This is a genomic window from Enterococcus sp. DIV0840, assembly GCF_050527835.1.
Classification (GTDB): domain Bacteria; phylum Bacillota; class Bacilli; order Lactobacillales; family Enterococcaceae; genus Enterococcus_L; species Enterococcus_L ureasiticus.
The window spans coordinates 3,225,443-3,238,257 of the sequence record NZ_CP172876.1 but is presented as its reverse complement, the minus strand read 5'-3'; the positions used below and the strand labels follow the sequence as shown (position 1 = coordinate 3,238,257).

General features: G+C 34.7%; 8 protein-coding genes. 7 read left to right on the top strand and 1 reads right to left on the bottom strand.

Annotation, left to right across the window (positions count from 1 at the left end):
* Positions 1-2 precede the first annotated feature (2 nt).
* From IGL98_RS15490 to IGL98_RS15465, 6 genes are all read left to right on the top strand, one after another.
* On the top strand, positions 3-1,445 hold the full coding sequence (locus tag IGL98_RS15490; RefSeq protein ID WP_206845897.1) for an amino acid permease: 1,443 nt from the start codon (positions 3-5) through the stop codon (positions 1,443-1,445).
* Positions 1,442-3,862: a YhgE/Pip domain-containing protein gene (locus tag IGL98_RS15485; protein ID WP_206845895.1), complete on the top strand. Its 2,421-nt coding sequence runs from the start codon at positions 1,442-1,444 to the stop codon at positions 3,860-3,862. The genes IGL98_RS15490 and IGL98_RS15485 overlap by 4 nt, the downstream gene beginning before the upstream one ends.
* 486 nt (positions 3,863-4,348) lie before the next feature.
* Positions 4,349-5,338, top strand: coding sequence for a choloylglycine hydrolase family protein (locus IGL98_RS15480; protein WP_206845894.1), 990 nt, complete (start codon positions 4,349-4,351; stop codon positions 5,336-5,338).
* A gap of 106 nt (positions 5,339-5,444) precedes the next feature.
* A complete protein-coding gene (locus tag IGL98_RS15475) occupies positions 5,445-6,824 on the top strand; it encodes a glutamate decarboxylase (RefSeq protein ID WP_206846070.1) in 1,380 nt (459 codons plus the stop codon).
* Between the two features lie 26 nt (positions 6,825-6,850).
* Entirely contained in the window at positions 6,851-7,102 is a 252-nt protein-coding gene (locus IGL98_RS15470) for a hypothetical protein (RefSeq protein ID WP_206845891.1), read from the top strand.
* Positions 7,103-8,358: 1,256 nt separating this feature from the next.
* Positions 8,359-9,894, top strand: a complete 1,536-nt coding sequence (locus IGL98_RS15465; RefSeq protein ID WP_206845889.1) for a helix-turn-helix domain-containing protein — start codon at positions 8,359-8,361, stop codon at positions 9,892-9,894.
* Between the two features lie 406 nt (positions 9,895-10,300).
* On the opposite strand, the gene IGL98_RS15460 is transcribed toward IGL98_RS15465, so the two are convergent.
* Positions 10,301-11,554, bottom strand: a complete 1,254-nt coding sequence (locus IGL98_RS15460) for a transposase (protein WP_206847206.1) — start codon at positions 11,552-11,554, stop codon at positions 10,301-10,303.
* 169 nt (positions 11,555-11,723) lie between these two features.
* Between IGL98_RS15460 and IGL98_RS15455 the strand changes: the two genes are divergently transcribed.
* Positions 11,724-12,440, top strand: a complete 717-nt coding sequence (locus IGL98_RS15455; RefSeq protein ID WP_206847112.1) for a winged helix-turn-helix domain-containing protein — start codon at positions 11,724-11,726, stop codon at positions 12,438-12,440.
* Positions 12,441-12,815: the final 375 nt, after the last annotated feature.

Sequence of the window (12,815 nt, the reverse complement as noted above, 5' to 3'; positions counted from 1 at the left end):
TCATGTCAGAAACTAAAAAGAAATTATCATTATTCAGCTTTTTCGCAATGACCGCTTCACTATTTATTACAGTTTACGAATATCCAACCTTTGCTATGTCGGGAATGACCCTTATCTTTTTCTTGCTTGTCTGTGGTCTATTCTGGTTTTTACCAGTCGCTTTATGTTCAGCTGAAATGGCAACGATCAAAGGCTATCAGGAAGGAGGCATCTTCGGTTGGGTTGGGAAAACACTTGGAGAGAAATATGGGTTTGCTGCTATTTTCTTCCAGTGGTTTCAAATTACCGTTGGCTTTGTCACAATGATTTACTTTATTATCGGTTCCTTGTCCTACGCAGTTGGAATTCCAGCGTTGAACAATAATCCAATGTTGAAATTTGCTAGCGTTGTACTAATATTTTGGATCGCTACGCTCCTACAATTTAAAGGAACAGAAACAACTGCCAAAGTAGCAAAAGCAGGTTTTGTCTTAGGAATTATTGTACCGGTCGGTTTAATGCTGATTTTGACAATCAAATATATTGTCATTGGCGGACATCCAATCGCCCCTTCCTTTACAGATAAAGGCTTTATACCAAAAGGAAAAGATTTTGCGGCCCTTGCGTCATTTATGTTGGCTTACATGGGTGTCGAAGCTTCAGCTCCTCATATCAATGAATTAGAGAACCCTAAGAAAAATTACCCTTTAATTATGTTTATTTTAGTCATTGTCGGTATTATTCTAAGTACCATCGGTGGAAGCGCGGTTTCAATGGTGATTCCAGCAGATAAACTATCTTTAAACTCAGGCGTTGTTCAAACGTTTCAAACATTAATCTTAGCTGAAAATGGTCAGCTGACGTGGGTGGTAAAACTGGTTGCAGTATTGGTGGCCTTTGGTGTCTTAGCTCAAGTTTGTTCATGGATTGTTGGACCGACTGAAGGGTTAAGAACAGTGGCGGAAAAAGGACTCATTCCAGCTCGTTTCAAAAAAGTGAACAACTCTAAAGTACCAGTTCCGTTATTGATACTTCAGGGGATTGTGGTAACAATTTGGGCCGCAGTATTGACCCTTGGTGGCGGCGGTAGTAATGTCTCATTTTTAACGGCGATTTCATTAACGGTCATTATCTACTTAAGTGCGTATGCTTTATTCTTCGTAGCATACTTCGTTTTAATCTTTAAACGTTCAAACCAAAAATTAGAAAGAACGTACAATGTGCCAGGCGGAAAAATTGGAAAAGCATTGATTGGTGGTTCAGGATTGCTATTATCACTTCTAGCTATTGCTTCTTCCATGATTGCCCCAAGCGAATTAAAAGGAGCAGAAATTCATACCTATCTGATTACATTAGGAATCAGCTACCTTGTTACACTGGCTATTCCATTTGTATTTTACCACTTTTATAGTCGTCATCAATCAAACAAAACTATCATTGAAAATGAAAAGGAGAAACTATCATGAAAATGGTCAAACAAGAGTTCGTTAATATATTAAAGAATAAAGTATTACTGATTTCAGTTATAGCAATCACGTTTATTCCAATTCTTTATGCAGGTTTCTTCTCAAAATCTGTTTGGGATCCTTATGGTCGCGCCAAAGATTTACCAGTTGCAGTAGTAAACGAAGATAAACCTGTTGAAATGATGGGACAAGATATTAATGTAGGTGAACAAGTTGTTGATCAATTAAAGAAAAATCATGATTTAAAGTGGGAATTTGTCTCGGCAGAAGAAGCTAAAAAAGGAATGGAAGATCTCTACTATTATATGATTGTTACGATTCCTAAGGACTTTTCAAAAGATGCAACCACACTTCTCGATAAAGATCCCAAAAAAATGGAGCTAACATATACAACAAACGGGTCGCTAAATTACATAGGTGAGGAAATTTCTCAAATAGGTGCAACCACTTTAGAAGCTCAAGTTAGAGAAAGTGTAACAGAGTCTTATGTTGAAGCTTTAAATGAAGTTGGAAAAGAAGCGGCTAAGGGAATGGATCAAGCATCAGACGGTGCTAATCAGTTAGCCAGCGGTACTGTTCAATTAGAAAATGGCTTACTTCAATATACAGACGGTGTCTCACAAGCAGCAAGTGGTTCAAGTCAATTAGCAGACGGAACCAGTGAATTAGCAAGTAATATCGGACCATTAAGCTCAGGAGTTGGACAACTGGACTCGGGAGCGTCAGAACTTAGCACAGCATTAAATACTGTCAATGGTAAAGCACAGCCATTAAACAGCAAAGTTACAGCCTTAAGTGCTGGTCTAAATGAGTTATCAAGAGGTAGCAAAGAGCTAGAGCAAGCATTGCAAAATGTCGAAAATAACTTAGATGCAACCTCAAAAGAAACGATTCAGCATAACCTAGATCAAGCTAAAGCAGACTTGGATAAGGTAATGACAGATTCAAAAATAATGGAAAATACAGCAATTGAATCTGGTCAAATATCAAATGATTTACAACAAGTCAGTACCCAATTAAACGAATTAAATGCGAAATTAGTCATTGATTCAAGCAGTCTTCAAAGCCAAATTACCGCAAGTGTCAACCAGCATGAAGGCATCGAAGCTGCAACAAAAAGTCAACTGATCGCTGATATTAACGGTCAAATCGCTGCTTTTGAAGCTGCTCAAAATGCTAAAATCCAATCTGAAACAGCAGCATTGTCAGCAAACATTCAACAAGCAACAGCTTCAGCAGAAAAATTAGCAATTCAAGCTAAAGCATTAAGTGAATTGGCCGCAGGAATTTCAGCAAATACGAACAATCTAAAAAATGGTTTAAATGAAATTGAAGTAGGAACAAATGGTTTACTGTCAGTATTCGATTTACCCCCATTGTCAATTAAAGCTTCTACTATCGTAAGAGATTTAGATCAAGCATCTGCTGATTTAACCCTTGTAAGTATGGAATTACCAACAGCTTTAACAGATGTTAACCAATTAGCACAAGGTGGCAATCAACTATCTGACGGCTTAGGTCAACTATCTGCTCAAATGCCGACATTATCATCAGGTGTAACGCAATTAAACAGTGGTGCAGCACAGCTGAATAGTGGTTTGACTGAATTAACCGATAACTCACCGCAACTAATGAGTGGGGTAAATCAACTAGAAGATGGTTCAACACAATTAGCCACAGCTTTAGGTGAAGCGGCAGCAATGGCCGGAAAAGCAAATTTAGGTGAAAAGAACATCGAAATGTTTGCAGCTCCAACAGATTTAGAGCTAAAAGAATACAGTCATGTATCAAATTATGGTGAAGCATTATCTCCATATATTATGTCACTTGCCTTATTTGTTGGCTGTCTAGTTTTTAACTTCGTCTTCCCAATCCGTAAAGTTTCACTAGCGGGACAATCTGCGCGTAATTGGTGGCTAAGTAAAGTTGCTATTGGATTTACTGTTTCAACAGCGATGGCTGTGATAGAAGCCACATTAATGTTAGCAATAGGTTTACATGTTGACAATATTGGTCAATTTTATCTAATGAGCTTTATCAGTGCCTGGGCATATATGTTCTTAGTAATGTTCTTTGCGATGACCTTCGACAATCCAGGACGTTTTGTATCAATGATCCTATTAGTATTACAACTAGGCGGAGCAGGGGGAACTTTCCCTATGCCATTGACCAATGGATTTTTCAATGCGATTCATCCATATCTACCAATGTCATATTCCATTTATGGATTCCGAGAAGCTATTTCCGGCGGAATCGGTGCACCAATGTTTAATAAGAGTGTCTTGATTTTAGGTATCATCTTTGTGGTTTTCGTCATACTTCTAGGTTGCTCAATGAAATGGTTACAAAAGCATCATTTAGCAGGGAAATCAGAATTAGATAATAATCAAAAATTGCTTGCAGTAGAGAATCAATAAAGAGAGAAAGAACGATTTAATTTTGCGGTTTTGTCGAGAGAATCAACAGAATCGCAAAATAAAATAACTGAAATATCATTATAATAAGAAGTGTAAAGAAGAGAAAAAGGATGTGATATGAATCAGATTATAAAAGCGATAGAGGGAAACGTTTTTTAACAGGAGTTAACAAAACATAGTTTGCGAAATTGTCGAAAGAACCGACAGTATCACAAAATAAAAAAGTAAAATAATCAGTATAATAGGTAGTATAAGGAAGAACAAGAAAACGAAAATAAAAAGGATGTGGGTGAAACGTTCAAAAAAGTGACAAACGGAAACATCTTTTAATAAGAACTAATGAAAAACTTTAAAGAGATAATAGACACGAAAGACAGTTTGCAAAATTGTCGAAAGAACTGACAAAATCGAAAAATTAAATAACTGAAATGTTTAGTAGAATAAGAAGTGTAAAGAAAATAAAAAAAGAAAAGGACGTGACACATTATGTGTACAAGTATTTTTACAAAAACGATGGATGGAAAATATCTTTTATCAAGAACAATGGATTTCTCATTCCCATTAGATCCTAGCCCGATCTATATGCCTAGAAATTACACATGGACTTCACAGGCTGAAAATGTAACAAATGAAAATCAATACGGTTTTGTAGGAGCTGGACGTTTACTAGGAAGTTCATATTTTGTAGCTGACGGCGTGAATGAAAAAGGTTTATCGATCGCAGAGCTATATCTACCTGGAGAAGTTCAGTATCAAAAAGAGGCTGAAGCAGGGAAAGTCAATTTAGCGCCTCATGAATTAATCTTATTGCTTTTAGGATACTGTGCCACAATCGAAGAGGTTGCACAAAAAATTGAAACAATTAATCTTGTAGATCTTAAAGTACCTATGTTAAATATCGTGACACCTTTACACTGGATTATCACAGATGAAACAGGTCGTTGTGTCATCATCGAACCAACTGAAAAAGAATTGAGCATCAAAGAAAATCCAATCGGCGTAATGACAAATTCACCTTGCTTTGAATGGCATGTACAGAATTTACGTAACTATTTAAATGTACGACCAAAACAATATGAGCCAGCTAAATTTGGCGAATTCACAGCACTACCGTTCTCACAAGGAACTGGAACAATGGGCTTACCAGGAGGCTATACACCGCCAGAACGCTTTGTTCGTGCAGCTTTCTTTAAAGAACATATTGACCAAGCACAAGATGAAGCCGTAGGTGTGACCAATAACTACCATATTTTAGCAACTGTGCGCATCCCTAAAGGAATTGTTGTAACAGATGAAGGGACGCAAGATTACTCTCAATATGTTAGTACAATGTGTAATCAAACACGATCATACTACTTTAATCATTACGAAAATAATCAAATTGCTAAAGTAACGATTACTAAAGAATTATTAGAATCTGATGTACCTATCAAACTTGCAGCAGATAGAAACGAAACGTTTAAAGAGTTGAATTGATTTTAATCAGCTCGATTCGAAATAAGTAAGGCACACATAGTAAGAATCAAAAATAGCACATACAAAAAATATAAAAAATAAAACCCAACGGAGGCAATAAATTATGATGAATCAAAGTGATCTAGCAACCCCAATTTTTGGAACAAAAGTATCAAGTGAAGATGTGATTATGACCAGTCTACATAAAAATCCAGTAGCGCCGGAAGTGGCCTATCGTTTGATTAAAGATCAACTAATCGATGAAGGGAACGCCCGCCAAAATTTAGCGACGTTTTGTCAAACTTATATGGATCCGGAAGTGACACAATTAATGGCTGAAACAATGGAGAAAAATGCGATTGACAAATCAGAATACCCTCAAACAGCAGAATTAGAAACCAGCTGTGTCAATGTCTTGGCAGATTTATGGAATGCACCAGATCTAAAGCGCATCATGGGGACATCTACTGTGGGTTCAAGCGAAGCGTGTATGCTAGGTGGTATGGCAATGAAATTCCGTTGGCGTAACCAAGCAATCAAACGTGGGCTGGATATTAATGCTCAAAAACCAAATTTGATTATTTCTTCTGGGTATCAAGTTTGTTGGGAAAAATTCTGTGTCTATTGGGATATCGAAATGCGTGAAGTACCGATGGATAATGGACAATTAAGTATGAATATCGATAAAGTAATGGATTATGTAGATGATTATACGATTGGTGTTGTAGGCATTTTAGGTATCACTTACACTGGGAAATTTGATGATATCAAAGCATTAGACGCTTTAGCAGAAGCATACAATCAAACGCATGAACATGAACTGGTAATTCATATAGATGGCGCTAGTGGTGCGATGTTTGTCCCATTTGTAGATCCGGAATTAGAATGGGATTTCCGTTTGAAAAATGTTGTTTCAATTAATACATCAGGTCATAAATACGGGTTAGTTTACCCAGGTGTGGGTTGGGTTTTATGGCGTGATAAAGAGTATTTACCAGAAGAACTAGTCTTTGATGTTAGCTATTTGGGTGGTCATATGCCAACAATGGCGATCAACTTTTCAAGAAGTGCCAGCCAAATTATTGGACAGTATTACAATTTCTACCGTTATGGATTTGATGGCTACAAAGAGATTCATACTCGTACTAAAGAAGCTGCCGTAAGTATTGCAAATGCAGTGGAAGCAACAGGTCTGTTTGATATTTATAATGATGGTGAGAATTTACCAATCGTTTGTTATACATTGAAGGAAAGTGTGGATGTAGAATGGACACTATATGATTTAGCAGATCGTCTTCAAATGAAAGGCTGGCAAGTACCGGCTTATCCATTACCGAAAGATTTAGGCAATCAAGTGATTCAACGATTTGTTTGTCGCGCAGATTTGGGTCAAAACATGGCAGATGCTTTGATTAGAGATTTTGCTCAATGTGTTCAAGACTTAAACAACGCTCGCATTTTGTATCATGACAAAACAGAAGCACATGTTCAAGGCTTTACGCATTAATACTATGTTGAAAGGTGAAAGAGAAAATGACAAATGCTGAAGTGATTGAACTGATTGTAAAAACAATGGAGCTACTTGATGTAGAAATTGATTATTTAAAAGTTAACGTAAAAAATTGTAAACATCAAAGTATGAAGCTTTGGTTTGAAGAAAAAAAAGCAATTTATGAAGTGAAACGGCTTCTACATGAAATCGGTCAGTACGACAAATACAATGAAGCAGAGACTGATCAGATCATTCAAGGTTATTTAGCTCAAAGCGCAACAATTAGTGTGTGATTACCGACTTTGCACTTTACCTTTAGACAAATGTACAGGATAAGAACGCCAAGGCTGGGACAGAAGTATTTAGCTTCGAGAAATAAGAGGGAATTCACGAAATTGCTTTTCAAATTTTTGTAAATTTTAATTTTATTTCCAAAGGGGTGCTTCTGATTCCACCATTTATTCGGAGGTAGTGTGTGAAAAAAAGTAAATATTAAAGTGAATGTCTAGTAGAAAAATCTATAAATTGATTAGCGCCATTAGAATAAGAATGCAATTAATTTTAGTGGTAGCTGCATCAAGTACATATGCTACAACGATTCTTCATAATGAGAATGATGAAGAAATCGATACATAAACAACTATCCATTTTAATTAAATGATTGTTAACAACAAACCTAACTCGTAACTACTTCTTAAAAGATTGTCATATATATTGAACAAAAATTTTGATTTTAACTCAATTTTTGTGGAATTCTTTCAGGTTTTCTATAAACTAGTGACTTAAATCTTATACAATTGATGCCAGTTCTGCGTTCAGCAGAGCAGTACTTTACTTCTTACCGTTCAACTGGATACTCATTATATTTTTCTCCAAATGAGTAAAGATATCGTTGTCTAAATCATATTTAACTGCAACCTCAAAAGACTCACTCTGGGTCCTTGTTAATTCATAAAAACAATTTCAAACAATTACAATAAAACTTTATTATGATTTTAAATAATTTCTAAATATTCTCTAAAACGAAGTACATATTTCTTATCTATATTAGAAAATGATGTGAGATGGAATGTTTTAAATTTATCATTATTAATCAAAAAAGTATAATTATTTGAATAATGTTAAATAATTAAATGCCATAACTAATGATAAATCAAGAAAAGAATAAGAGCTTTTTTATTTGACAAACCTTTTTTTAAAAGAAATGTTCCTGTTTTTTAGCTCGGATATTCTTGTGGTCAACTATTTGAAAAAGATTGTAATCGCTTATTTAGAAAGGCGTTCCGTTGATTAAGCAAAAGATATCTATCCTTACTTGATGATATAAAAATAAGAAAAAAAACTATAATTTAAATTTAAAAAGTTTGAATTTTTGGGAATTTTAAAACTTTAATTGGTTGAAAAAATTTTTTTTTGAATTAGAATTTATATTCTAGGGTAAACAAAATCAAAAAATAAAAACAAAAAAATATAAAATGGTTTATATGTAAATATGAATAATAAAAAATGTCGATTTGAATAAGTAACATAACAGAAAAGAGGGAGGAGCATGATTAATATATTAGATAAAATGTCATCTAGAAAAATAGAATTAGTGAAGATATTAAGTTCTGAAACAAGATACTTCAGTGTGAAGGAATTGTCGGAACAATTAAATATCAGTAATAAAACATTGGTTAGAACTGTGGAATTACTGAAAGAAGATATGCAATCTTGGACAAGCAATGTCGAAATTCAAGATAAAAATATTTTGGGCTACTGTTTATGCCAATTGGACGGTTTCTCAATTAAAGAGATCGAGGTTTATTACTACAAAGATTCAATTATCTACCAAGTTATTGATGAATTATTTCATAACAAGTTTGTAGATATCAAAACATTTGCAAACGAGCGCTACCTTAGCTATACAGTCGTTTACACTAATATTGTTGAAATCAGAGAATTGATCAGTGATTTTTCGCTAGAGCTGGAACTGAACAAGAAGATTCACATCAAAGGTACTGAAATGCAGATCAGATATTTTTACTTTAGCTTTTACTGGAATATTCTAGGTGGTGTTGAATGGCCATTTAGATTTTATGATAAGCAAAACGCATTTGAATATATCGAAATTATTGAAACCTTCTATTCGAGAAAATTAAGTGTTTCAGAAACAGAGTTCTTTCTTTATTGGATCGGTACGATTTTCAACAGAGTTCACTTAATGAAAAAGAGTGTTGATTGTAGCCAATTTCATCTATACAAAGGAGCCTATAACGAATTGGAAAAAATGTTGAGGCCTAAATTGCTAAGTAAAAATTTTGCTGCAGATAGCGTAGATGAAGAAGTATTGTTCATTTATCTGATACTGTTTGGGTTTCAACCTAGAAGGACATATGGAGAACAAGATCAGACTCAAATTAGAACAGAGCTTAATAAAAACATAGAAAGCATCGTTGCAAGTTATTGGATGCGGGAATTTTATGGGAATTTTTCAGTAAATTTGACTATTTCAGAACAAATCACTTTGTACACCAACTTAGTTATTCAACACTTTAGGTTGATGGTTTTCAGAGGAGGAGGAGACTTTTTTGAAAATCAAAATCTCTTTATACCAGAATGTGATCCTTCTATGGAACTGCTGCTGAAAAATGCTGTAAAAACCATTGCAAGTGAATTGTTTCAAATCGATCAGATTAAAAATCTAAACTTAGATAGAAAACTTATAGAATCATACTATAAACAAGAACTTTACGATCTATTAACATCGGATTATCGTATGGGAAGTATCAAAGTAGCGATTATTTCTCAATTTGGAGAGAAAATAAATCAACACTTAAAGAATATCGTTATTTCCAAGACTAATGTGAAAATTGAGTTTTGTTCATTCACAGACGCAGATGTCGATTTGATTATATCTAATCGGTCATATTCTGAGATTATTCAGAAAAAAAATAGTCAAGCAGAATTAATTATTTGGAATGATACTCCAACAGAATTAGATAAGAAAAAGGTAACAGAGGTTTTGAAAAAAATTTCGAACCAAAGACAATATAGCGTTTTTTTAGAAGCACTAAATACGACTGTTGAAGAAGCGATCAATTAATACTACATAGGAGATTTGCCGTTGGTGGGACATAACTCTTAGGGTTATATATCAACCATACAAAATCATTAATCTATCGGATTAAAAATAGGTTATAGCTTGAATAAGCTGCATTAAAATTGTTAAAAAATTATCGTAAATATATAAACGATAAAAATCGATATTTTATTATTTGTTCTTTTGTCCCTTAAAAACAAGAGTCTAGATGTTACAAAGAAACTTGTAGGCAATTGGACTATCGGATCAGTATGAAAGGAAATGTAATTAGAAGCATTACATTTATATAATGAAATAAGTGATTTTGTTAGGGAAGTATCCAAGTTAAATGGTTGAATTGTAAGTGAGCCAATTTCATAATTCACTTTTAAAAAAAGTAAACACTCATCCAATTTTAAATAAATCATTTTTAAAATGACATGACTGCTTCTTTTTTAGCTAATAATTGTGCGCAAAATGTTTTTAAATTGTAAGCCAGTTGGATTAATTGGTGTTCGACTACCACTCGTGTGGCGATAAAATAGTTCGTGCTATTAAGGCTATAATTGTCTTTAAGATAGGCATTAACGCGTTCGACTGATGTTCGCTCTTTGTAATGTTTCCGCCATGCCCGTGTACCTCGGGCTGGCTGTGAGTACTTGCGAAAGTTGTCAGATTGTTTGATTTTAATGACGGTTTGACAGAGGCCTTCATTTCTTAACGGACAATCGCGACAATGGGTTTCAGGTTTCGTAAATTTTAATGCACTGTAACGCTTATCAAAACTATCATACTTGTAACTATATTCTAGTAAGCACGTTGGGGCGTAAAAACGATCAATTTCGCCATCATTTTTAGGCACACGTTTTAAATCAATAATCGGTTCAAGTTTTAACTCATGGGCTTTTTCATAGATGGAGTGAGCGTCATAGCCTTTGTCCATTAGAACCATGGTATCTTCGATACCTAAATCGGCTACTTTCATCATTAAGGGGATCGCAACACTGACATCTGCGACAAAGGCAGACGTTGTGATGCCAGCTAAGATATATTGGCTATGGGCCGTGACGGCATAATGGGTCTTATAACCGAACCAATAATTATGTTTGCCTTGACTGTTTGCTTTCACACCCCACGAAGGATAAATCGGTAATTCTTGGCGGATCTCTTTAAGTGTCATTTCTTTTTGAACAGTTGTCGATGAGACTTTTTCGTTCTCTGTTTTTTTAGGCTTGGAATGACCGTCAACAGAGGTTGCATCGATGGCAACGATTTCCGTATAAATTTGAAATTCTTGATTGATTTTGGCCAGTAACTCGTCGTTTAATTGAACTAAAACTGTTGGGTTATCACTTAAGATTTTCATGATTCGACAGAAACTCGCTTCTGAAGGCACCCGTTCAGAATAAAGAAAGCCCAAACTTAGTTTGAAGGCGACATCTTCGTTTAATCGTTGAACAAGGGCTTTAATCGATGGAATCCCCTCAATATAGCGGGTAATCATCGCTCTAATAGCCGCCTCATAGTTGAGAGTAATGGGAGCACCGACGTGGGTTTCTTTTTGAAAGAGCAATACCATTGGATAAAAATCGATTGGGGAGAAAATATGGGCATGTCGTTCTTTGACATCAAGTTGTATTAAAATTTCTATGTCAATGAAAGTAGGTTGTTGTATAATGGTCATAAGGGAACACTCCTTTTTGATTATGCTTGTGTCGTAACTACATTATATCAAAAATGGGGAGGTTCCCTCTTTTATTTAATTTTAACTCTTGCGCCTCAAGGGGTTGGAATTATGAAATTAGTTCAAGTATCATTTATCAGAAGATAAAATATAAGGAGGAATTTTAAAAATGTATAATGTAGCAATTCTGGCATCTGAAGAGTACCCTTTGGATGGATACATAGAAGCGTTTACGCGTGAGAAATGTAAGGTCGTATTTTTTAACATAGAAACGGTTGTGGAGGAAGAAATCAAAGGGATGGACGCTGTTATTATAGAAGAAGTGAATTCTGAGAATATTGGGCGAACATGTGAGTTGATTATTCAGGTAAGAAATAATGCTAAAGGGCTGATCTGGATTGTATCAAAAGATTCTAGAAAAAATAATCGAATTATTTATTTACAACTAGGAGCAACTGGTATTTTTGATGCAGGAATAGATCTCGATGAATTTTCATTAGTGATCAGAACGACGCTTGATCGTAGTGGAGCTAAAAATGAAGCTATTTTGATGAATAAACATGCAAAGCATTCAGTTATGAAAACAGAATCAGAAAAGCCGTCAATTGTATTACAACCAAATATTATGGGCGTTAGCATTGCTGGTAAAACGGCGGTTTTATTGACGCGCTTGGAATACAAAGTGTTGTTGGTATTGAGTGAGCAACCAAACCAGGTAGTCCCTTATGATGAAATACTTCGTCGTGTTTGGAAAAGTGAAATAAACTACAGCACGTTCCGCCTCGCAAATTTAATCTCTCATCTAAGAAAGAAAGTTGAGGAATATCCTGATAAGCCCCAATATATTAAGACTATTCGTTCCAAGGGATATATGCTGACGATTTAACTTTTCTAGAATACCTATTTAGACTATAAGCGTATTTTTAGAATAATATAAAATACTTTGGAGCGAACAATCCCGAAGATCAGTTATCTTAATTGGTGATTGGTCTATTTTTGTGTTTTAAGTAGGAAATGGAAAGCTGATATCAAAGAGACATGAATATCACGAGATGAGTGGATGAACAAGTACCAAAATAGCTGTAATATAATAGTTAGAATTTGATTGATAAAAATGAAGGAAAGAAAACTGCTGAATCTGGATTTTCATAATTTCAAGAACAAAGAAGCAGATTTTTGAAGAAGACAAAAATGCTAAAGAAGATAGACTTTTTGCCAATAACTAATAAAATTCAGTTTTATTTATCGTCAGAAACTCAAA

Bases quoted from the DNA above. Each gene is read 5' to 3' on its own strand.
- IGL98_RS15490 (WP_206845897.1), top strand. From the start codon at position 3: ATGTCAGAAACTAAAAAGAAATTATCATTATTCAGCTTTTTCGCAATG.
- IGL98_RS15485 (WP_206845895.1), top strand. From the start codon at position 1,442: ATGAAAATGGTCAAACAAGAGTTCGTTAATATATTAAAGAATAAAGTA.
- IGL98_RS15480 (WP_206845894.1), top strand. From the start codon at position 4,349: ATGTGTACAAGTATTTTTACAAAAACGATGGATGGAAAATATCTTTTA.
- IGL98_RS15475 (WP_206846070.1), top strand. From the start codon at position 5,445: ATGAATCAAAGTGATCTAGCAACCCCAATTTTTGGAACAAAAGTATCA.
- IGL98_RS15470 (WP_206845891.1), top strand. From the start codon at position 6,851: ATGACAAATGCTGAAGTGATTGAACTGATTGTAAAAACAATGGAGCTA.
- IGL98_RS15465 (WP_206845889.1), top strand. From the start codon at position 8,359: ATGATTAATATATTAGATAAAATGTCATCTAGAAAAATAGAATTAGTG.
- IGL98_RS15460 (WP_206847206.1), bottom strand. From the start codon at position 11,554: ATGACCATTATACAACAACCTACTTTCATTGACATAGAAATTTTAATA.
- IGL98_RS15455 (WP_206847112.1), top strand. From the start codon at position 11,724: ATGTATAATGTAGCAATTCTGGCATCTGAAGAGTACCCTTTGGATGGA.